This is a genomic window from Lacrimispora indolis DSM 755 (assembly GCF_000526995.1).
Taxonomy (GTDB): Bacteria; Bacillota; Clostridia; order Lachnospirales; family Lachnospiraceae; genus Lacrimispora; species Lacrimispora indolis.
The window spans coordinates 1,772,319-1,793,281 of record NZ_AZUI01000001.1; the positions used below are offsets into that span (position 1 = coordinate 1,772,319).

Genomic DNA, 20,963 nt, shown 5'->3' on the forward strand with positions numbered 1-20,963 from the left:
GAAAACCTGCCGGTTTTCCGTGGACGCTATAAATTTTTCATGGATGCTGCCAGTAAATCCCGCTCTCTCTTCTGCTTTCTCAAATAGTCCGTTGCCAAGGCGAATAAGAGAAGGCCTCCCTTTGCCACAAACTGCCAGAAGCTGGGAACGTTTACCATGGTAAGACCCGTGTTAAAAGACTGGATCAAGATAATTCCAAGGATGGTTCCCCCCATATTTCCCACTCCTCCGATAAAGGATACGCCGCCCAGAATAACCGCTGTAATTGCGTCAAATTCCAGGTTCACATTGGCCGCCGGCTGGCCGGAATTCATGCGGGCCGCAAAAATGATCCCGCCGATGGAGCAGAGGACTCCCATCATCACATAGCAGGTGGTGATGATCCTTTTGGGATTTAATCCGGCAAGTCTGGCTGCTTCCATGCTGCCGCCAATGGCATAAACACTTCTTCCGAATTTGGTTTTGGACAGGATGATGCCGAAAATGATAATGCAGATCACCATGATCCATACGGAAAGGGGAATGTTCATTATCCTGGCTTTTCCCAGGATGAGAAAGGTCTTATTGCTGATGGAAACCGGCTTTCCGCCGCATATGATATAGGCAAAGCCCCTGATAATGGACTGGGTCACCAGAGTTGCAATAAAGGCCTCCAGATGAATCCGGTTTACCATAAAGGCATTGAAAATTCCGATGAGGACGCCTCCGGCAATAGTCAGAAGCACTGCTGCGCCGAAAGGAACTCCCTTCCCCACAAGCAGGGCCGCCACAACACCGGAAAAGGCCGCCACAGAGCCGGGGGACAAATCATTCTGCCCTGCAATGATTAAATATGTATGTCCCACAGCCACCAGCCCCACAAGGGAAGCCGCTACCAGAATATTGATTAAATTCGTAACCGAAAGAAAGTTCCTGTTCAGAGAGGTAAAAAGCCCGAATACCACTGCAATTGCCGCCAGCAGTACGATCTTGTCTCCGTTTATCCTGATTCTGCTTTTCTTATTTGTTCCCATTATTCCTGTACCTCCCCAATCATACCCAGGCTCAGAAGCTTGCTTTCCGTTGCTTCCGATGCCGCTATTTCTCCTGTGATTCTCAATGATTTCATGACTATGATCCGGTCCGAAAGGCCGATCACCTCAGGAAGCTCGGAGGATATCAGAATGATTCCCAGCCCTTCCTTGGCAAATTTACAGATCATATGATAAAATTCCGATTTTGCTCCTACGTCAATTCCCTTTGTAGGCTCATCCAGGATGAGCACCTTCGGATTCGTGCTGATCCAGCGGGCCACAATGCACTTCTGCTGGTTTCCTCCGGAAAGCTCCACAATTTTTTTGTCTGGAGACGGGGTCTTGATCTTAAAATCCCGGATACCGTCAAGGGCCAGTTTCTCTTCCTTTTCCCGGCTGACAAACCCCAGCTTATTGGAATTGGTATCCAGCATTGCAATGTTCATGTTGTCGCTGACGCTTAAATTGGAAAGGATCCCCTGGAGCTTCCGGTCCTCCGGCACCAGGACGATTCCCTGCTCCATGGCTTCGTGGGGAGAACGGTTGTGTATTTTCTTCCCTTCCAGATAAATCTCTCCGCTTTTCGCCTCATCTGCTCCGATGATGGCACGCATAAGCTCGGTCCTTCCCGCCCCTACAAGGCCGGAAAATCCCAGCACTTCTCCCTTCCGCAGCACAAAGGAATTCTCTTTTACATAGTCTGAAGATAAATTTTTCACCTCCAGAAGCACATCACCAATCACCTTGTTCCTGTCTAAGTTTCTGTAAATATCACCCAGATCCCGGCCAACCATCATACGGATCAGCTCCGCTTCCGGCACCTTTCCCGTTTCCACTGTTGCCACGTAGCGCCCGTCCTTGAAAATTACAGCCTTATCCGTAATTCTCCGAAGCTCGTCCATGCGGTGGGACACATAAATGATGATCTTTCCTTCTTCCTTCAGTTTTCCTATGATCTTAAACAGGGATTCAATCTCCGAGTCCGACAGGGAGGCTGTGGGCTCGTCAAAGCAGATCACCTTTAAGTTTTCCCTGGAATAGGCCTTCATAATTTCCACCATTTGCTGATAGGCGATGCTTAAATCCTTCACCTTTACGGTAGGACTGATTGGAAGACCAAAATCTTCTATGATTTTCTCCGTCATTTCATTTGCTTTCCGGGTATCAATAAACCCCAGCCTGTTTACAGGCATTCTCCCCAGATAAATGTTTTCCGCCACAGACAATTCCAGAAGGATCTGCCGCTCCTGGTATATGACGGAAATCCCTTCCTCAATGGCCTCATGAGGGGACTGAAAGTGCTTTTCCACCCCATCCAGAAGATATTTTCCCCCGGTAGGCTGGTAATCCCCATTAAGCACCTTTAACAGAGTGGACTTGCCTGCCCCGTTTTCCCCTAAAAACGCCAGAACCTCTCCGGAATGCGCCTGAAAGGATACCTGGTCCAACGCCTTTACTCCGGGAAAATATTTGGATATGTTCTGGAATTCCAATACACTCCCCATGCCTAACCCCTCCTTTTTTATTCCAGCTTTACGTTTTAATAAGCTAATTATATCATTTAATCAAAATCCATCATTATGCAGGTTTGCTCTATCATTGTTAAAAATTGCTCTCATATTATACCCTCTATCCTGCCATTATAATAAAAGAGCCATCGCCAGTTCAAAAATTTGCCATAAATTTTCTTTTTTACCGCAAACTGGCCTCAGAGTCCTCCCTTCGTACCTGTTTTTTCTGCAGGGATGTTAATTTTCAGACTGCCGTTGCTTTCTCTTGCTCTGTCATTTTGAAAAATTGCTCTTCTTAATGTTTGCACTTCTCCTTCCCGCGGCAAATCCTTATACTGGCTTTAAATGGAGGACATGCTTATGAAAATCAAGACCAGAGAATTACGGAATCAGAAGGGAACTGTTTATACGGTTTATGATATGACCACCGGCCGGGGCATGACGGTTTCCGTAACGGCGCTGGGCGCTGCCATTCAAAAAGTTGCCATAAGGGAGGAAACCGGCAGGGAGCAGCCCCTCACCTTAGGCTTTGAGGATATGGGGCAGTACGAAAGCTGTATTTACTATGCAGGAGCCACCCTTGGGCCCAATGCCGGAAGAATTGGGAACGCCCTGCTTCCTGTGGGAACCCAGCTATACCAGCTTTCAAAAAACGACGGGCAAAACCAGCTCCACGGAGGAGTGAAGAATTTATCTTCCCGGCTCTGGGAGGTGACATCTGTGACATCCGGCCTGGAATCGGCTTCTATCCTTCTGTCCGCCAGCCAGCCAGACGGCCTTGACGGCTATCCGGGCAACAGAACCTACCACGCTAAGTATACCCTGGAGGACACCAACTGGCTTACCATAGAATACACTGCCGTGACAGACGTTTCAACTTATATCAATATGTCCAACCACACCTACTGGAATCTTTCCGGGGACTTTTCTGTCTCCGGTTTGGAACAGGAGATCCAGGTTTTTGCCAATAACGTATGCATCAATAATAAGGACCATCTTCCTGCAGATATCATTCCCGCAGCAGACACTGTCTTTGATTTCCGTTCCTCAAAGCAGCTTCTTTCCCGGATCCGGTCTGCAAAAGCGCTAGCCTGTAAGGAGCAGCTTTCCATTGGACGCGGATATAATAACGCTTATATTCTTAACAAAAACCAGACCTTCCGGCCTCTGCGGTTTGCAAAGCGGCCAGGCGAGCTTAAACGGGCCTGTATCCTGCGGGATAAGAAGACCGGCCGGACCTTGAAAATGATGACGGATGCACCTGCCCTTGTCTTATACTCAGGCGGGTTTTTACCCCATGGAATAGCCTTGTCCGGCGGAGCCTCCTCTTTCCCCTCCTGTGCCGTTGCACTGGAAGCACAGGACATTCCCGATGTGATGCACTTGCTGCCCGGCAATTACCGGCTTACCACCCCTGATAATCCTTTTTACAGGACTATCCGGTACCATATTTCATAATCCCGGCGGCCGGACCTTTGCCAGAAACAAAAAAACTGCAGAAATAAGACCCCTCTTGCCATCTTCCTGCTGTTTGATATAATACAATTATCCATAAAACAGTCAAACCCCCGAAAGGAGACAGGAATGGAGCTTACATGTAACCACTGCAGCAAATTATGCACCTCAAAGATCCCTCTTTTTGAGCCCCTCTCCTTAGAAGAACAGAAAGAACTTGTTTCTAACGCCCGGCATCTGGATTTTAAAAGAGGAGAAACGGTTTTCCACGAGTATGATCCGGCGGATAAAATTCTGGTCATCCGTTACGGAAAAGCCAAAATCAACCGCTATTCCCTGGAAGGAAAGGAATATGTACTTGATATCCTGGTAGAAGGCGATATTTACGGGGAGCAGAATATATTCGGCGGAAAAGTCTTTGAATCAAATGCCGTTGCCCTGGGGGAATGCGGAGTATGTCTCATTTCCCTGTCAGATATTCAGGCGCTGATATTAAAAAGACCTGAAATCGGAGTTAAATTATTAAACGTAGTAGGGCAGAAGCTGTCGGCGGCAAATGAACTGGTACAGCTATTATCCGTAAACGATGCCAAGGCACGGGTCGCCGGTTTTCTATTATTCAGAAGCAGCCGGATCAAGGGGGAAACCATTGAATTGACCAGGGATGATATATCTGCCTTTATCAATGTCAGAAGAGAAACCATCAGCAGAAAGCTGGGGGAACTGCGCAGGGACGGCGCGATCGAGCTGGAAGGAAACCGCAGAATCCGCGTTCGAAACAAGGATATTTTAAGAGATGCCTTTAAAAGTGAAAATTAATAAATTGATTAAAAAGTTTTCAAATAATGATTCAAATCACATTTTTCCTTCTCTTTCCCGGTTATACTAGCCTTACAGACAGAGCAATTGTTTTAGAAAAGGCAAAGAATTCAGGTAAGAGGAGGAGAATTATGATTACAGGTAACATGAAAATAACCGATGTGGTGAAAGCCTATCCGGAAGCAGTTGAAATTTTCAATGATTTTCATATTGATTATTGCTGCGGCGGGAAAGATCATTTAGAAGCTGCCTTACAAGGGCTGGGAATCGAATCAAAAAGCTTTATTGAACTGCTGAATAAAAAGCTTGTGAATAAACCCCAGAAATCAAATAAGGGACAGGTGCTGGCAGTGGAACGGCTGATGGAAATGGATGTCCCGGAGCTGATCGATTATATCATCGACACCCATCATTCAAAGGAGAGAATCCTCCTGGCAGAAATCGATGAGCTGATCAACAAGGTCCTGCTGGTTCATTACGAACATCATCAGGAGCAGCTGGTTCCCTTACACGGACTTTTTTCAGACTTGAGAAAAGAGCTGCAGGAACATTTTGCCAAGGAAGAAAGGCTTATATTTCCCTATATGAAAGAGAGCTTTACATGGGATAAAAGCGCCGGATATGTAAAGGAGCTGGAGGATGAGCATGAAGGAGCCGGAAACCTGATAAAAGAGATCACAGTCTGCACCAATGATTTTACCCCTCCGGAAGACGGCTGCTCTTCTTACAGCATGGTCTTTCAGAAGCTGGAGGAACTGGTTAAGGACGTGTATATTCATATATTTACAGAAAACTCACTGCTGTTTCCAAAATATGAAGGAGGAATGGAACAATGAAAAAACTTGTGAAAAATAATGTTTACTGGGTGGGATTCATGGACTGGGAGCTGGAATCCTTCCATGGGGCAGATTATTCCATTAACCACGGCTCAAGTCAGAATGCCTATTTAATAAAGGAAGAAAAAACGGTCCTCATTGACACGGTCTGGAAGCCTCATTCCACGGAGTTCATCGACAATCTGGAAAAAGAGATCGACTTAAAGGAAATTGATTTTATTGTTGCCAATCACGGAGAGGTGGATCACAGCGGTTCTCTTCCCGCATTAATGGAGAAGATACCTGGCACCCCCATCTACTGCACCGCAAACGGGGTGAAATCCATTACAGGACAGTATCACCATCCGGAATGGAATTACCAGGTGGTGAAAACAGGGGATTCCATTGACATCGGCAATGGGAAAAAGTTGGTTTTTGTGGAAATGAAAATGCTTCACTGGCCGGACAGCATGGCCACTTATTTAACAGGAGACAATATCCTCTTTTCCAACGATGCCTTTGGACAGCATTATGCCGTGGAGGAATTGTTTAATGACAAGGCCGACCAGTGCAGGCTTTGGGAAGAGGCCATCAAGTATTACGCTAATATTCTGACTCCGTTTTCTCCTCTTGTGAAAAAGAAAATTGAAGAAATACAGGGACTGAACCTTCCCATCGATATCATCGCTACCAGCCATGGCTCCATCTGGAGGGAAAATCCGTTACAGATCGTGGAAAAATATTATGAATGGTCCCAGAACTATCAAGAGGATCAGATCACTGTTGTTTATGATACCATGTGGGATGGAACCAAGCAGCTGGCCCATAAGATCAGCGCCGAAATCGCGCGGATTTCACCGGATACCAGGGTGAAGATTTATAACATTTCCAAGACAAATAAGAACGATATCATGACAGAAGTGTTTAAATCAAAAGCGATTGCCCTTGGATCTCCAACCGTGGGAGGGAACATCCTTTCTTCTGTGGGGGGATGGCTTGATTTCCTGAAGGAATTGAAATATAAGGGGAAAAAGGCGGCAGTGTTCGGATGCTACGGATGGAGCGGAGAGGGAACAAAAGTCCTTCGGGAACGGTTGACTGAAGCCGGATTCTCTGTGGTGGAGGAGGAGGCCAAATGCCTTTGGAACCCGGAGGAAGAAGACTTTAACAAGGCTGCGGAGATTGCCGGGGCGCTTTGCCGGTAGAAGAGCTTACGGACAGAATACCGGTTAAATTGGTGTTTGAAATTGGATGATCAGCTGAACAGCTTTATAAGTAAAAGGGTGGATTCTTAAGAATCCGCCCTTTTATTTAATCCAGAATCAGCCTGGCCGCACCATAGATTCCTGCGTCATTTCCCAGCTTCGCAAGAACGATCCCGCTCTTATTTTTAGAAATGGGAGTATATTTATCATAATGCTTAAAGAGGTTGTCAATCAGGAAGGCTCCTGCTTTTGATACACCGCCTCCGATAACAAAGACCTCAGGGTCTGTTACCATGGAAATCTGAGCCAGGGCAAGGCCAAGATAATGGCCTACTACTTCCATGACCTCACAAGCCAGGGCATCCCCTTCCTTTGCTGCATCCAGAACATCCTTTGCCGTTACGTTGTCGCCAAATGTTCTGAGAGCGGAGGGGGTATCCGTTGCAGCCATTTTTCTTCTGGCCTCTCTTGCAATGCCTGTTGCGCTGGCGATCTGTTCCACACAGCCCACGCCTCCGCAGTTGCAGCTTTCCGTTTCATCGTCACGGATATGCATATGTCCGATCTCACCGGCCAGGCCATGCTTTCCGGCAACGATTCTTTGATCAATGATTACGCCTCCGCCGACTCCTGTGCCCAGAGTGACCATGACAATATCATCATAGCCTTTTCCGCCTCCCTGCCACATCTCGCCAAGGGCTGCCACATTTGCATCATTGCCGCTTCTTACGGGCAAGCCGTGAAGTTTTTCACTCAGTGTCCTTTCCGGATACATGTCACGCCAGCCTAAGTTCACACAGACCTCCACATATCCGCTGGGCATGACTGGCCCGGGAACTCCTAAGCCTACCCCTTTTACTTCATCTAAGGGAATATTAAGCTCTTCTAAGGTTTTCAGTATGGAAGCGGCGGTGTCCTCAAGGATATATTTCCCGCCTTCTTCCTTTCTGGTGGGCACCTCCCACTTCTGGATGAGTTCCCCCGTCACTTCAAATATTCCGATCTTTACGGATGTACCTCCTACATCAACGCCAACACATTTCATTCCCATTTTGTATACACTCCTTTTTAACTGTCGTAACGCAAGTCCGCAGTGGAGCTGGCAAAACCGTAGGTTTTGCCAGCTCACGGGCATTCGCCCTATGAAATAGGCCACGAGAAGATTTTCTTATGTGCAAGCACAACGAAAATTTTCTCCTGTCCTATTTCTCACTGCTCATTGCTTAGATGGATTTTGCAGCCTCTGCTACGCGTTCTGCCGCGAATCCGAAATGTTCAAATAAAAGATTTGCCGGGCCGCTGGCGCCAAAGCCGGTCATGGTCACATATGTGCCGTCAAGGCCAACGTATTTGCCCCAGCCGAAATCGCTTAATGCTTCTACTGCCACGCGCTTGCGGACTGCCTTGGGAAGAACGGATTCCTTATACTCCTCTGTCTGCTCCTCAAATAAATCCATACAGGGCATGGAAACCACTCGTACCTTTTTATCGGCAAGAAGGGTTTTCGCCTTGACTGCCAGTTCCACCTCGGAACCGCTGGCCATGAGAATGATTTCGGGGGTGCCTTCGCAATCGTCAATCACATAGCCACCCTTTAAGGCCTCTTTGCTGCTTCCCGGCATTGGAGTTAAGTTCTGCCTTGTGAGCACAAGGGCGGTAGGAGTTTTCTTAGAGGTCAGTGCAGAATACCATGCTGCTTCTGTCTCTGTCTCATCGCAGGGACGGAACACATGGAAATTCGGCATTGCCCTTAACATGGCAAGCTGCTCAATGGGTTCATGGGTAGGTCCGTCTTCTCCTACACCGATGCTGTCATGAGTGAATATATAGGTCAGGGGAACGCCCATTAATGCGGATAAGCGTGCCATTGGTTTTGTATAATCGCTGAATACGAAGAAGGTTGCCACATAGGTGCGGAGACCGCCGTGAAGCATCATTCCGTTTCCGATTGCCGTCATACCAAGCTCTCTGACGCCAAAGTGCAGATTGCGGCCGCTGCCGTCTGTCCTTGAAAAATCACCCATGTCGGTCATGTTGGTCTTATTGGAAGGAGCCAGGTCCGCAGAACCTCCGATTAAGTTGGGCATATAAGTCTTTATCCGGTTTAATACCTGTCCGGATAAATTCCTGGTGGCATCTGCCTTTTCAGACCGCTTCCAGAAGTCTTCGCATTTTTCAATGGCCTTTTCTCCTGCATCCGGATCATGGTATGCATTCCAAAGATCTTCCATGTCTGGATATTCCTGGCAATATGCGGCAAACATCACATTCCATGCTGCTTCTGTCTCCGCTTTTTCCTCTGCGATCTGACGATAATGGCTGTACACCTCTTCCGGAACGTAGAACGGCTCTGTGGAAGGCCAGCCTAAGTTTTCCTTTAAAGCGGTCACATTATCAGCACCCAAAGGCTCTCCGTGGGCGCTGGCTTTCCCCTGCTTTGCAGGACAGCCGTAGCCGATCTGGGTTTTGATGGTAATGAAGGAAGGATGCTCTGTATCTGCTTTCGCTTCCTCAATGGCCCGTCCGATTGCTTCCAAGTCATTTCCGTCCTCAACGGTAATGGTCTGGAAATGGAAGGCTTCCATGCGCTTTTGCACATCCTCGGTAAATGCAATCTCAGTGCTTCCTTCAATGGAAATCTGGTTTGAATCATATAAAACGATCAATTTCCCAAGACCAAGGGTGCCTGCCAGGGAAAAAACCTCGGAGGAAATGCCTTCCATCATACAGCCATCCCCGCCCAGCGCATAGGTGTAGTGGTCAACAACCGGATAATTCTCTTTGTTGAATACGGATGACAGATGTTTCTCGGCAATGGCCATTCCAACTGCCATACCCATACCTGCACCTAAAGGTCCTGTGGTTGCTTCCACACCGATTGTATGACCGTACTCCGGATGTCCGGGAGTCTTGGAGCCATGCTGGCGGAAATTCATCAAATCCTCTTTTGATAAATTCCCATAGCCGAATAAATGAAGCAGGGAATACAAAAGCATGGAACCATGGCCTCCTGATAAGACAAAGCGGTCCCTGTTGGTCCAGTCTGGATCTGCCGGATTGTGGTTCATATGGTTCGCCCATAATTCATAAGCTGCAGAAGCACAGCCTAATGGAAGTCCCGGATGACCGGAATTCGCTTTTTGGATGGCATCCGCAGATAGGACACGGATTGCATTGACTGACATGGTATGGATGTTGCTCATTGGTATTGTCCTCCTATTTGTAATCTTATTTCTTTCATGTTTTGGGGGCCGGTTACGATCAGAGTATTTGGGAACCTGCCGTTTCGGATCTTAGATATCGGAAAATCAAATGTCCCGGCAAATTTAAGCCTTCCTGACATATTATAGACTCTGCAAGAATCTTCATTATACAAAATTACGTGGTCCCCGTCAATATCAGCATGGGTGTACTGATATTGGAAACCTTTGGTAAACACCAGATTTCCACTGGGCTTGTATATATCCAGCCGGTAAGGATTTTCTCCTTCCCCATTGTCCACAATAAGCCCTACATATTTCTCCGAATAGAACACACTCTTTATCTCCTCCTCCACTGCCACCTGCCGGATCAGCTCCGGAGAGAGTTCATTTTTTGTGGAGTAAAAGGATACGCTGTTATCTGCAAAGGCGCAGGAGTATGTATTGTCAAGAAATTGGACCTGTGCAACCAAAGAGGCGTCATAAGGCTCGTCAAAACCGCCTACCAGCCTGTCCGGAATACTCTTGCCGATTTCCGCAAAATTGTGGAACGCCACTCTGCCGTTTAACGTCCCGTTTTTCAAATATGAATAAGCTCCTATCAGCTGAGTTCCGTCGGGGGATAAGCTGATATCCACAGGATAACCGGAATCACCGCCTAACAGCGCCTTAATCTTCACATCCAGAGCACTTCCATCCCTCTTAAAGAAATAAATATAATTGGACGATGAGTCCTCCAGGATCGCTGCCACCACTCCGTAAGAGGACACCGTCGCCTTCACAATGGGAAGAACCGTAGTCGCTATGCCCGTGTTTCCCGTTTTGTCAAAGATATAGATGGAATTTCCCTGCTGGTCCGCAATGGCCGCATAATTCCCGTTTACCCATGCCTTGGGAGATTTCATCTCATAGCTTTCTATCCACACTTCTTTCCCCTGGGAATCCAGATAGGAGGCGCCGTCCTTGCTGTATTTTAACACATTGGAGCCAAAGCTAAGATATCCAACATAGCTTCCCTCATTTATCTGCTTATCCCAGACTACGCCGTATTGGGTATACTGATAAAGAGTAAAATATTCATATACCCCTATGCCGCCTGCCAAAAGCACCAAAAACAGAACCAGAGCTATCCTGATTTTTCTTTTCCTCACCTTGGTGAGAGCCTTTTTAATGACCTCCTGGCTGTCTTCGCCCGCTTGAGGAGAAGATGAAACAATCTGCCTCCGAAGCTGGTTCTTCTTAATCTCTCTGTTCATAGAGTCCCTGTCACTCATGCTCTTTTCTCCCAAAAATGCCCATATATATAGGTAGTATACATCATTTCAGGAAGAAACGCATTATATTTTTCTATGGAAGAAGTAATTTCTGGCCCGCAACAATCTTATTTTCATCGTCCAGCCCATTAAGCTCACAAATTTCCTTCAGTTTGTTCACCGTTTGGTACTGAGCGATGCAGATCCCGTAAAGAGTCTCTCCCTCTTGTACCACATAAACACGCGGACTGGCCTTGGCTGCTGCCTCTGTTTCCTGGCTGGCAGGCTGGGTTGCCGCTTCTGTCGCTGCCTGGGTTGCCGCTTCCGTCTCCGGAGGCAGCGTCTCTGCTGCCTTGCTCTCAGCCATTGTCTCCGCCTGGGATTGTGCAGGCAATGTTTCAGACATGGTCTCCTTACTCACCGCGGTGGTGGGATAGACGCCTCCCTCGGCCTCTTCCACAACTACTTTGGATTCGCCCTTGTTTCCCTGTTCTTCACCCTTTTTCCCAATCAGGAGCTGTTCCGCCTTTGCCGGAATGGCCGACGCGATCACGCTCTCCATATCCCGCATTCGTTCATAGTTGTTAAACATAACAATTCCGCCAGCTAATATGACGACTGACATGGCCATACACATGCCCCGGAGTAGCCCAACCGTCTGATGCCGGTCCGTAACTTCCACCTTATGCTCGTCCATCCGCTTGCGGAATTCCTCGATCACCTTATCATTTGTATCTGTTTCGATACGTTTTACATCTTTTCGCAGTACCATATAGTCCTGCATCATCTGATTTCGTTCATAGAAAATGCTGTATCCCTGCAGCTTGTAAAACCCGTCCTCAGATGTTATGTAAATTGTCTCCTCTCCGTCTGTTCCATTGCACAAATACATCAGCTTGTTCGGTTCCCCAAAATACTGGATATGCTGTTTCCAATAATTGATGGGGCTCAAATCATCTCCAGGCCTGCCGCATATAAACCAGCCCTGAATAGACCTCTTTGGAAAAAGCTGCTCCATGTTCCGGTAGGCTCTTTTCCATGACATCTCGGAAAATATCACTCTCCGGCCGGCCTCCGTCACATCCTCCATTTCCATAGCTCCGTCAATGAAGATATACGGCGTTCCGTCATTGAATTCCATGCCGCCTAAGAGAAGACCAACCCGCAGTTCCTGTCCACCCGCAGGATACAGACGTTTCAAATAAGTATTTACATAATCTTCCACATAAAGTTTTACAATCTGATCCCTTTCCCCAATCTGCCTGATATTCTTCGGCAGCTTTGGGAACGGATTATATAATTCACCCATTGGCTCACCCCGCTATTCTTTTTAATCCAATGAATCATAGCATACAATGGGTGAAAATCGTGTCAAAGCGGGGCGGTATTTTCCCATAACTTTTCGACAAGATAAATGCTGTAGCTGATGCAGTCAGCCATTCTCATGACAACGGAAAGACGGATGCTCTGCAGCATTAGAGGGTCATAATTTCCACAGCTGCCTACGATCCCGGTAATAAAAATATCCCCCACGGCCCGAAGCTCCTTGCTGACTCCAAGGCCGGGCTTTAGTGCGCCTTTTCCCAAAGTCACATAGCCGATGTGTTCCATACTTCCTACAGAAGCGTCAACTGCCACCACCACATGATCCGGATAACGAAGCTTTAAAATTGCCTGGTAAGTCTCCAGATTCATGGCATGGACCGGACGTTCCAGAGTTCCCAGGATCTCCAGATATTCAAGCCCTCTTTCCTTTAACTTGTATCCGATAAGCGGCCCTAAGCTGTCCCCAGTTGAACGGTCGGTTCCAATGCATAAAAACAGCACCCCGGCCACCTTTCCGTTTTCCTGCTCCGCACATATCATATCGTAAAGCCTGGAGGCAAAATCCTCTGCCTCAAAAGTCTGCCTTGTATCGTAGTAAAAAACGTCCCGGTTTCCGCGGATCGCAATTCTTTCCCATAATTTCATAATATCCTGCCTTGCTGTCCTTATTTCTGCAGGCAATGAGCCAAGAGCAGAGATACAAGTATCTCCGAATTTGACGAATGCTGCAGGAGTCAAATGCCCTATAGCCGGCTGTGGGGTATTTGACTTTCCATGTTCTATTATAAGCCGCCGTTTATGGAATTATTCACCACACCCCTGGGGAAAATTACGAAAAAAACAGGTGCAGGCTGAGAGCACATATATGCCCATTTCCTGCACCTTAACCTTACTCCTTAAGACTTTTATAAAGAGTTATTGCTTCACTGATAGTGGAAGCCTTGCCCATCCGGATCATATCAGCCAGTTCATCCAGCCTCTCCGGAACCATAAATTCCTTCCCAACATAGGACGCATAATTGTCGTTAATAAACAAGGTCTGCTCCTTAACCCTGACTTCTGCCTCCTTAGCATTGGCCGCCGCCGCTTCAAAGTCATTCTCAAGCTTTGCGATCTTTTCCCTGCTGTTGCCGGCGATCTCATCGGACAGAATGGTTCGTGTCACCCTGTCAAAGGTATTTAAGGCTTCCCTTTTCTTATCCGCAATATCTGCTAAATCCTGTTCGATTCTGGCAATCTCATCATCATATTTTTCTAAGTTATATACGGCTTCGTCACGGTCCCGCTTTATGGAGCGGATGATCACCCGGATCTTTCTCTTGTTGGTCTTTATCAGATCCCTGATGGACCTTCCTTTTCTCAATGCGCTCTGGTGTTTCACCTTGGTAAAGTTATTGATGAGAATGTAAATCCCACCGAAAAACAAAATGGCAGCAAAGTAGATCCCCATTAAGTAGAACGGGGATTTTTCAGGAAGCAGCAGATAAACCCCGCAGGGAATGACCAGAAAGAACAGAAATACGTTCAAAAGCAGCACAAAAAACTCAGAAAATCCCCTGGGAAAATACAGAGCATAATACCAGCCCTTTTTGCAAAAACCAGGAACCCGGTCCTGCTGAAAAACAGACTTCATCTGGAGCATTAATTCCCGGTTGTTTTCCTTAAGCTCTGCCGTCTCCTCTTCGATCCGTTCCTTGACGCCCTGGGTCTTGGCCTTTTCACGCTTTCCTCTCACCCGCTTTAAGCGGTCCTGTTCCCTGGCAATCTCTTTGTCATAGGTGTCGTTAATTTCCTCGATCCGTTTCTTCACCGTAAGGCTGATGGCATCTGTCACAGCCTTTCTCTCTGCTTCCAGTTCCTTGTCCAGACGTTTTTCTTCCAGGCGGAACTTTTCCAATAAATTTCTGCTTGCAGATAATTCCTGTACAGCCCTGCAGGCCTCTCCAAGAAAACCAACCTGATCCGTTATGGGTTGCGCCATCTTAAGTCTTCCTCCTTCGGTTTTTCCTACAAAGATTCTACCATATTTTTCAAGGTTTTACAACGTCCGTCATTTTCCTTCTTGCCTTTTTCTGCAAGGTAATGCTATAATCGTTGCATCATAAAAACGGCTGATAAAGCTGCCAATTTCAGAAAGGAAAATTCGCTTATGTTTCGCATGTGGGCAAAATTAATGAAAGACACCAAAATCATGAAAGACACAGTCATCTCCATCTCTGACTACAGTCTTTCCAGGACCTCCATGATCTTTCAGGCACTAGATGATATCTGTCTCCAGTTCGATCTCGGAAAACCCATATGGCTGGATGCTACCATTCATGAATTTCAAAAGCATTCCAAAGTCCGGTTTACCCAGGATAATTTTATCGAGCACATTGAATTTGATTTTCTGGAAATCCAGGTAATTGAAGAATAGGAGGCCGTGAACTGCAATCCACTTAAAATAGGAAACAGCTTACGGAGTATTGGGAAAAAGAGATGAAGTCATTGGGATATCACTCGGTTATGACCTCTGCCCGATCAGATGAATACAGCCAGCATTTCTATGTAAAATTAGGATACCAGGCTATTGGCGGATTTATACTGGAGAAGGAACCGTTTGAGATTATATTATCAAATAAGCTTTAGCCCTTTATGGAATTTCCCTTATATCTTTCTGCTTCTGATAATGATATTCTATCTTAACAGGCTGATCCGGACTTTGAAGGAAGAGGAACTATAAAAATGGAAACCATGACATTAAAGAAATTATGCAAAAATCCTGAACTTTTGGAAGCCGCGGCCTCCTGGTTCTTTCAAAAATGGGTCATTCCTCTTGAAGCATACAAAGAAAGCATTCAGGAATGCATTGACAAAAAGTCAGGAATACCTCAATGGTATATTGTTTTAGACGAAAATCAGGAAATTATCGCGGGAGCGGGAATTATAGATAATGACTTCCATGACCGGAAAGACTTAAGCCCTAATTTATGCGCTTTATTTGTAGAAGAAAAACACCGCAATCAGGGAATCGCAAAGTATATTTTAGATTTTGCCAGAAAAGATCTTGGTGATATGGGATTTGAAAAGTTATATTTAATTACAGGCCATAGGGAATTTTATGAAAGGTGCGGCTGGGAATTCCTCACAACGGTAACAGGCGATGATGGAAATTCTGAACGGATGTATGTTGCTTCCACATTAAAGTAAACCCGGTATATCCTTTGGATAACAAGAGCAGAAGCTTTCATATGCAGCATCAGGCAGGAAAACCCTTTGCCGGCTCCCCTGCCTGAATGCTTTTTAATTATTCTTACTGATTCTCCAGTGCTCCTGCGTCGATTTCCGTATACCCTTCCAGATCCGGAGCCGTGACCTCAACGGTCTGACCGGGATTGTTGTAGGTGGAATCCGTATCCATAACCATGGCTACCGTCTGATCCTGAGCATTCATTTCAAGGGACATCTTAATCTTTGAGTTGGTAAAATACCCATCTTTATTAACTGTGGCTTCTCCGCTGGCCTCCTTAATGGTATAGGTTACCCCTTCCATATTGGTTCCCAGCTGGCCCATTAAATCCTGTACGTAAGCATCCATCTTTTCAGCATCAACGGTAAAGGTGAGAATCTGGTTATTCCCATCCTTCTTTGCTGTGATTTCCTTCAAATAAGAGGAATTTACACTTGCGCCCTCTGTGCTCTGCTTGATCTGATCCATCATGGAATTTAAATCCATGGCGTATTTCACCTTCTGGCCCATGGAATCCATATAATAATATCCATTCTCATAATACATAAGTATATCTATACTCTGGCCCATGAGGGAGGTGGTCCCCTGTGCCAGATACCTCATGTTCTCTGTGTTTATATCCGCCATTTTCATATCCAGGTCCATTTTGATATCCGTGGTGTTTTCTCCCTGCGTCATCTGCATGTTGACCACTGAGGTCACATCCATGGACGCCAGCTCCGACGTTTTCTTGGAAGCCTCATCATAGAGCACCTTTGGATCCTTTTCCCCCTTGCAGGCAGCCAATGACAGCACTGTTGCCAAAGTAAGGAAAAGCATTAAACATTTTTTCATATCTTCCTCCTTGAATGAATTGTTTTTAGTCACGCACTTTAAGTATACTATACTGCATTGCCATTTCATATCAAAGATTTTCTTAAAAAACTCTTTATTATTTCCAAAAAATCCAAATATTAAAAAACCGGTGCCCTGGTCCGGCCTTTTATGAAGGTCCAAACCAGAACACCGGCGCTGTTTGCCAACGTCCTATAATCTCTTTAAAAGCTCCTCCCTTTCCTTCTCATATCCCGGCTTTCCAAGGAGTGCAAACATATTCTTCTTATAGCTTTCCACTCCCGGCTGGTTAAACGGATTCACGCCCAAAATATATCCGCTGATGCCGCATGCATATTCAAAGAAGTAGAACAGCTGTCCCAGACTGTATTCATCCTGCTTCGGGATCCTGACCATTAAATTGGGCACGTTCCCGTCGGTATGAGCCAGAATGGTTCCGTTCATGGCGCTCTTATTGACAAAGTCAACACTCTTTCCCGCCAGATAATTCATTCCGTCGGTATCTACCTTTTCTTCTTTAAGAAGAATTTCTGCAGGAGATTCCTCAACCTCCAGGACCGTTTCAAACATAATTCTGGCCCCATCCTGAATAAACTGTCCCATAGAGTGTAAGTCTGTGGTCAAATCCACTGCTGCCGGAAAGATCCCCCGCTGATCCTTTCCTTCGCTTTCACCGAACAGCTGCTTCCACCACTCGGAAACATAATGAAGGCTTGGCTCATAGTTTGCCACGATCTCCACTGTTTTCCCCTTTCGAAGCAGGATATTGCGCACAGCCGCATACTGGAGGGCACCGTTTGACTCATAGGCTGTTTCCAGGGCTTCCTGCCTGGCCGCCTCCGCGCCTTCCATCAATTTATCAATATCAGCACCGGACACCGCAATCGGAAGAAGGCCGACTGCCGTAAGCACTGAGAAACGTCCTCCTACGTCATCAGGAACTACAAAGGATTCATATCCTTCCTCATCAGCCAGATTCTTCAGTGCGCCCCTTGCCTTATCCGTAGTGGCATAAATCCTTTTATTTGCCTCCTCACGGCCATATTTCTCAATCAGCATATCCTTAAATACCCGAAAGGCGATTGCCGGCTCTGTGGTTGTCCCGGACTTTGATATAATATTAACGGAGAAATCCTTTCCATCCAGCACATCCTTTAAATCCTGGATGTATTTGCTGCTGATGCTGTTTCCAACAAAATAGATCTCCGGAGTTTTGCGTTTTCCTTTTGGCAATACATTGTAAAAGCTGTGGGATAAAAATTCAATGGCTGCCCTGGCTCCAAGATAGGAACCGCCGATACCGACGACCAGCAGAACATCAGAATCATTTTGAATCTTCTCTGCTGCCATCTTTATTCTCTGGAATTCTTCCTTATCATAATCCACCGGAAGGTCGATCCAACCTAAGAAATCACTGCCTGCACCGGATTTGTCCATCAGCACGTTCTTCGCACACATAACTGTGGCCTTCATGTTCTCCATTTCCTCTGCTGACACAAAGCCTGCTGCCCTGGAATAATCAAAAATTACATTTCCCATTGCTAATATTCTCCTTTTCCTTTTATTCTGGCAAAGGCAACGAGCCGAAGTCAAGCGAGCTTGACCTTGGCAACTGCCTGCAAAACCAAACAGTCCATAGGTTGCTATGGCTTATTTGACTTCAGGTTTCTGACCCCCTGCTTAGGAAAATTATACCACAGAATAGTCTTAAATGCGACATGATTTTCTTTATGCCTTCCAAATGTTCATGTTAAATACTCCTGGAGAATTTCACTGATCAGCTTTAGCTCATCAGGGCTTAGATCCTTAAGCCAGTCCTCTCCCTGCCTGTTTCCCCGCTCTCTTTCCCTGCTGGCGGCAATCTGTTCTAAGCTTCGTTTTAAGTAATCCACATCACGCCTGGAACTTTTCACATCCGGCTGACTCTGGATTTCCCCTCTTTCTGCTCCGGCCTCCCCGCCTTCAGGGAATGCCTCCATGGACTGCTTTTGCGGCCGGTTCCTTATTGCCTTTTCCAAGGATCCGTTTCTCTGCCTAGCACTTCTCCTGTCAGCCTTCTTGTCCTGCTCCGGCTCACTTTCCACCACGCTCTTTGTGGTACCGGGATAAATGGATCTTATATTTTCACGGGTTTCCATATGAGGCCCCGATATTGCCTGTATTTCTTCTCTTTCCATATCTAACCGGTAAATCAACGTATTTTCCAGATAATTGTCCAGAGACGCAAACAGCTGCTGCCGTTTCTCCGTAATTCCTGCGCCGTGGTCTACCAGTATGGTAAACAGTCCGGCCATGATTCCCGCAGAGCCATACAAGACTATGTAATAAGAATCGGTGCGGTACCAGTAGGATGCGAATGCTGCCGCACCTCCTATAAGAAAGCACCATAGCGTCATCTGGTTGGAAAACATATTCCATCCGTGGAGTGTAATTCCCATATGTTTAAAATCATACATCTGCCGTTCCAGATACGGCTTTACCTTTGGGATTCCCTGGTTCATCTGGTACGTGGTTTCTGTCTTCTGCTTAAACGCCCGAAGATTTTTGTTTTTGGTCAGTGTAAGGTTGTCCGATTCTTTGATCAATCTTTTGTAGAGGTTACGTGTCAGCCATCTGGTGATAATGCCAATGCCGCATAGGGCTGCAAGCACGTACAGCGCTTTGCCTGTCTGTAAAAATTCCAGCATAATAGTAGCTCCCCTTTCTTCCCGGTTTCGACCGGTGATAGGTTTATTATAATCACCCTGTCCGGCTTTGGGAAGATGAGAAAGCCTAGAATCGTTCGTCAAATCCCGTCAGGATTCGATTCTCAACTTAATATGAATACTGTTCAGCCAAGGCTAAAATAAGGTTTACGGAGTGCCTTACCGCCTTCTCTTCAAACTCGCCATAGTCCATGTTTGCGCTGTCATCCGCCTTATCTGAAATAGCTCTGATGATAAGAAACGGGATATGGTTTAAGTATGCCGCCTGTGCGATGGCAGCCCCTTCCATTTCCGTGCAGTACCCCCCGAAAGTTTCGGATATCCACTGTTTTTTAACCCTATCAGAAATAAACTGGTCCCCCGAAACCACTCTTCCAGTAAAAACTCCGATCTCAGGATTAACCTTTTTACACCATTCTTCAGCCAGATTCCGAAGCCTTTCATCGGCCCGGAAAGCAAATTCTTTCATCTGAGGGATCTGTCCCGCAGGATATCCAAAGCCTGTTGCATCCATGTCATGGTGCACCGTATCCGTAGACAGCACCACATCCCCGATGTTGATCTCATTCTTTAAAGAACCGGCGATCCCGGTATTGATGACTGCGGTCACATGGTAATGATCTGCCAGGATCTGAGTGCAGATTGCTGCATTTACCTTGCCAATGCCGGAGCGGACCACCACCGCTTCCTTTCCTTTTAATTTTCCTCTATAAAAATCCATTGCAGCTATGGTTTCTACCGTAACATTCTCCATGGCTTTTTTTACTTCCGCCACCTCTACATCCATGGCTCCAATAATTCCTAACATAGTTTTCTCCTTTTCCATGCATTGTTTTTATAAGTATTTCCTTCTATTATAGCGGTTAGAAGCCAGTTTGCAAAGAACTATTGACAACCCCACCGGAATTTGGCTATAATTTTAAAGTTCGTAACAAGAAACGGTTTACAAATTGGAGGAATCAGAAATGAAATATAAAACACACGGAGTCTGTTCCCGGGAAATCAATTTTGAGGTGGAAGACAATAAACTGGTACAAGTCCAGTTTGTAGGGGGATGCTCCGGCAATACCCAGGGCGTGTCACGCCTGGTGGAAGGAATGGATGTAGATGAAGCCATAAGAAGGCTGGAAGGAATCCAGTGCGGCTACAGGCCCACTTCCTGTCCGGACCAGCTTGCGGAAGCTTTAAAGCAATACAAAGAAGGCTTACAGTAAATAATAGAACGGCGCAGAAATGGCGGTGGTGTGCGTACCGCCAAGTGGACAATTGAAAAAAGCTTATCCTGAAACTGCCTAGATTTTGCAGACACAAAGTTAAGCGGATTTTATGAATTTTATTCTTTGAATGGAGCCGGGGTTATATATCCGGGAGCAGAATGAATCTGCCCGACATTATAATATAATTCAATGTAGTCAAGCGGATATTCGCAATCCGCTTCGCTACTTGCTCATAACCGAATAGCAGCTTGAGCTTATTTAAGAGTCTTATAACAGGTCTCTTCAATAAGCTCTCTTTAATAGTCCGGGTTTCTTATGAAGCTCCAGGTCTTCTTGCCTTAGTTTTTCTATCTCATACTAATACGAATAAAGCGCGGTCCC

20 protein-coding genes are annotated in these 20,963 nt (G+C 46.3%); 8 read left to right on the plus strand and 12 right to left on the minus strand.

Translation table 11 applies throughout. The features are described from left to right. Positions 1–26 precede the first annotated feature (26 nt). Both K401_RS0108455 and K401_RS0108460 read right to left on the minus strand, forming a co-directional pair. Positions 27–1,013 carry an ABC transporter permease gene (locus K401_RS0108455; protein WP_024292544.1) on the minus strand — a complete coding sequence of 329 codons (987 nt, stop codon included), beginning with the start codon at positions 1,011–1,013 and terminating at the stop codon, positions 27–29. Further along, a complete protein-coding gene (locus tag K401_RS0108460; RefSeq protein ID WP_024292545.1) occupies positions 1,013–2,518 on the minus strand; it encodes a sugar ABC transporter ATP-binding protein in 1,506 nt (501 codons plus the stop codon). The genes K401_RS0108455 and K401_RS0108460 overlap by 1 nt, the downstream gene beginning before the upstream one ends. 366 nt (positions 2,519–2,884) lie before the next feature. Between K401_RS0108460 and K401_RS0108465 the strand changes: the two genes are divergently transcribed. From K401_RS0108465 to K401_RS0108480, 4 genes are all read left to right on the plus strand, one after another. Beyond that, on the plus strand, positions 2,885–3,982 hold the full coding sequence (locus tag K401_RS0108465; protein ID WP_024292546.1) for an aldose epimerase family protein: 1,098 nt from the start codon (positions 2,885–2,887) through the stop codon (positions 3,980–3,982). Positions 3,983–4,108: 126 nt separating this feature from the next. After that, positions 4,109–4,798: a Crp/Fnr family transcriptional regulator gene (locus K401_RS0108470; RefSeq protein WP_024292547.1), complete on the plus strand. Its 690-nt coding sequence runs from the start codon at positions 4,109–4,111 to the stop codon at positions 4,796–4,798. Positions 4,799–4,929: 131 nt separating this feature from the next. Continuing rightward, positions 4,930–5,634 (plus strand): DUF542 domain-containing protein, encoded by a 705-nt coding sequence (locus tag K401_RS0108475; RefSeq protein ID WP_024292548.1) that lies wholly within the window; start codon positions 4,930–4,932, stop codon positions 5,632–5,634. Then, a complete protein-coding gene (locus K401_RS0108480) occupies positions 5,631–6,818 on the plus strand; it encodes an oxygen-binding di-iron domain-containing protein (protein ID WP_024292549.1) in 1,188 nt (395 codons plus the stop codon). Before K401_RS0108475 ends, K401_RS0108480 begins: the two co-directional genes overlap by 4 nt. Positions 6,819–6,924: 106 nt before the next feature. Here the strand turns inward: K401_RS0108480 and K401_RS0108485 are convergent, their stop codons facing one another. The 6 genes from K401_RS0108485 to K401_RS0108510 all read right to left on the minus strand — a co-directional run bounded on the left by K401_RS0108485 (position 6,925) and on the right by K401_RS0108510 (position 14,578). After that, positions 6,925–7,869: an ROK family glucokinase gene (locus K401_RS0108485; RefSeq protein ID WP_024292550.1), complete on the minus strand. Its 945-nt coding sequence runs from the start codon at positions 7,867–7,869 to the stop codon at positions 6,925–6,927. Between the two features lie 172 nt (positions 7,870–8,041). Continuing rightward, the gene (tkt, locus tag K401_RS0108490) at positions 8,042–10,021 is read right to left on the minus strand and encodes a transketolase (protein ID WP_024292551.1); all 1,980 of its coding nucleotides are present in this window, start codon (positions 10,019–10,021) and stop codon (positions 8,042–8,044) included. Continuing rightward, the gene (locus K401_RS0108495; protein ID WP_024292552.1) at positions 10,018–11,292 is read right to left on the minus strand and encodes a DUF5711 family protein; all 1,275 of its coding nucleotides are present in this window, start codon (positions 11,290–11,292) and stop codon (positions 10,018–10,020) included. Before K401_RS0108495 ends, tkt begins: the two co-directional genes overlap by 4 nt. A 73-nt stretch (positions 11,293–11,365) precedes the next feature. After that, positions 11,366–12,580 (minus strand): LysM peptidoglycan-binding domain-containing protein, encoded by a 1,215-nt coding sequence (locus tag K401_RS0108500; RefSeq protein ID WP_024292553.1) that lies wholly within the window; start codon positions 12,578–12,580, stop codon positions 11,366–11,368. Positions 12,581–12,642: 62 nt separating this feature from the next. Further along, positions 12,643–13,242, minus strand: coding sequence for a spore protease YyaC (gene yyaC, locus K401_RS0108505; RefSeq protein WP_024292554.1), 600 nt, complete (start codon positions 13,240–13,242; stop codon positions 12,643–12,645). 244 nt (positions 13,243–13,486) lie between these two features. Beyond that, a complete protein-coding gene (locus K401_RS0108510; RefSeq protein ID WP_024292555.1) occupies positions 13,487–14,578 on the minus strand; it encodes a BAR domain-containing protein in 1,092 nt (363 codons plus the stop codon). Between the two features lie 168 nt (positions 14,579–14,746). Between K401_RS0108510 and K401_RS0108515 the strand changes: the two genes are divergently transcribed. The 3 genes from K401_RS0108515 to K401_RS0108525 all read left to right on the plus strand — a co-directional run bounded on the left by K401_RS0108515 (position 14,747) and on the right by K401_RS0108525 (position 15,786). Next, on the plus strand, positions 14,747–15,013 hold the full coding sequence (locus tag K401_RS0108515; RefSeq protein ID WP_024292556.1) for a hypothetical protein: 267 nt from the start codon (positions 14,747–14,749) through the stop codon (positions 15,011–15,013). A gap of 62 nt (positions 15,014–15,075) precedes the next feature. Further along, on the plus strand, positions 15,076–15,225 hold the full coding sequence (locus tag K401_RS32785; RefSeq protein ID WP_156945259.1) for a GNAT family N-acetyltransferase: 150 nt from the start codon (positions 15,076–15,078) through the stop codon (positions 15,223–15,225). Between the two features lie 96 nt (positions 15,226–15,321). Then, the gene (locus K401_RS0108525; protein WP_207641457.1) at positions 15,322–15,786 is read left to right on the plus strand and encodes a GNAT family N-acetyltransferase; all 465 of its coding nucleotides are present in this window, start codon (positions 15,322–15,324) and stop codon (positions 15,784–15,786) included. A 103-nt stretch (positions 15,787–15,889) separates the two neighbouring features. Here the strand turns inward: K401_RS0108525 and K401_RS0108530 are convergent, their stop codons facing one another. From K401_RS0108530 to K401_RS0108545, 4 genes are all read right to left on the minus strand, one after another. Then, entirely contained in the window at positions 15,890–16,660 is a 771-nt protein-coding gene (locus tag K401_RS0108530; protein WP_024292558.1) for a DUF6612 family protein, read from the minus strand. Between the two features lie 192 nt (positions 16,661–16,852). Next, on the minus strand, positions 16,853–18,199 hold the full coding sequence (locus tag K401_RS0108535) for a glucose-6-phosphate isomerase (protein ID WP_024292559.1): 1,347 nt from the start codon (positions 18,197–18,199) through the stop codon (positions 16,853–16,855). A gap of 206 nt (positions 18,200–18,405) precedes the next feature. Next, complete coding sequence (locus K401_RS0108540) at positions 18,406–19,347, minus strand: hypothetical protein (protein ID WP_024292560.1); 942 nt, start codon at positions 19,345–19,347, stop codon at positions 18,406–18,408. Between the two features lie 127 nt (positions 19,348–19,474). Then, positions 19,475–20,173, minus strand: coding sequence for a 5'-methylthioadenosine/adenosylhomocysteine nucleosidase (locus K401_RS0108545; RefSeq protein ID WP_024292561.1), 699 nt, complete (start codon positions 20,171–20,173; stop codon positions 19,475–19,477). A 157-nt stretch (positions 20,174–20,330) separates the two neighbouring features. Between K401_RS0108545 and K401_RS0108550 the strand changes: the two genes are divergently transcribed. After that, complete coding sequence (locus K401_RS0108550) at positions 20,331–20,579, plus strand: TIGR03905 family TSCPD domain-containing protein (RefSeq protein ID WP_024292562.1); 249 nt, start codon at positions 20,331–20,333, stop codon at positions 20,577–20,579. The last annotated feature ends 384 nt before the right edge of the window (positions 20,580–20,963 follow it).

Coding starts and splice junctions, on each gene's coding strand:
- K401_RS0108510 (WP_024292555.1), bottom strand. CDS start 14,578: ATGGCGCAACCCATAACGGATCAGGTTGGTTTTCTTGGAGAGGCCTGC.
- yyaC (WP_024292554.1), bottom strand. CDS start 13,242: ATGAAATTATGGGAAAGAATTGCGATCCGCGGAAACCGGGACGTTTTT.
- K401_RS0108480 (WP_024292549.1), top strand. CDS start 5,631: ATGAAAAAACTTGTGAAAAATAATGTTTACTGGGTGGGATTCATGGAC.
- K401_RS0108535 (WP_024292559.1), bottom strand. CDS start 18,199: ATGGGAAATGTAATTTTTGATTATTCCAGGGCAGCAGGCTTTGTGTCA.
- K401_RS0108540 (WP_024292560.1), bottom strand. CDS start 19,347: ATGCTGGAATTTTTACAGACAGGCAAAGCGCTGTACGTGCTTGCAGCC.
- K401_RS0108475 (WP_024292548.1), top strand. CDS start 4,930: ATGATTACAGGTAACATGAAAATAACCGATGTGGTGAAAGCCTATCCG.
- K401_RS0108455 (WP_024292544.1), bottom strand. CDS start 1,013: ATGGGAACAAATAAGAAAAGCAGAATCAGGATAAACGGAGACAAGATC.
- K401_RS0108515 (WP_024292556.1), top strand. CDS start 14,747: ATGTTTCGCATGTGGGCAAAATTAATGAAAGACACCAAAATCATGAAA.
- K401_RS0108500 (WP_024292553.1), bottom strand. CDS start 12,580: ATGGGTGAATTATATAATCCGTTCCCAAAGCTGCCGAAGAATATCAGG.
- K401_RS0108525 (WP_207641457.1), top strand. CDS start 15,322: ATGGAAACCATGACATTAAAGAAATTATGCAAAAATCCTGAACTTTTG.
- K401_RS0108495 (WP_024292552.1), bottom strand. CDS start 11,292: ATGAGTGACAGGGACTCTATGAACAGAGAGATTAAGAAGAACCAGCTT.
- K401_RS0108530 (WP_024292558.1), bottom strand. CDS start 16,660: ATGAAAAAATGTTTAATGCTTTTCCTTACTTTGGCAACAGTGCTGTCA.
- K401_RS0108460 (WP_024292545.1), bottom strand. CDS start 2,518: ATGGGGAGTGTATTGGAATTCCAGAACATATCCAAATATTTTCCCGGA.
- K401_RS32785 (WP_156945259.1), top strand. CDS start 15,076: ATGAAGTCATTGGGATATCACTCGGTTATGACCTCTGCCCGATCAGAT.
- K401_RS0108470 (WP_024292547.1), top strand. CDS start 4,109: ATGGAGCTTACATGTAACCACTGCAGCAAATTATGCACCTCAAAGATC.
- K401_RS0108545 (WP_024292561.1), bottom strand. CDS start 20,173: ATGTTAGGAATTATTGGAGCCATGGATGTAGAGGTGGCGGAAGTAAAA.
- K401_RS0108485 (WP_024292550.1), bottom strand. CDS start 7,869: ATGGGAATGAAATGTGTTGGCGTTGATGTAGGAGGTACATCCGTAAAG.
- K401_RS0108465 (WP_024292546.1), top strand. CDS start 2,885: ATGAAAATCAAGACCAGAGAATTACGGAATCAGAAGGGAACTGTTTAT.
- tkt (WP_024292551.1), bottom strand. CDS start 10,021: ATGAGCAACATCCATACCATGTCAGTCAATGCAATCCGTGTCCTATCT.
- K401_RS0108550 (WP_024292562.1), top strand. CDS start 20,331: ATGAAATATAAAACACACGGAGTCTGTTCCCGGGAAATCAATTTTGAG.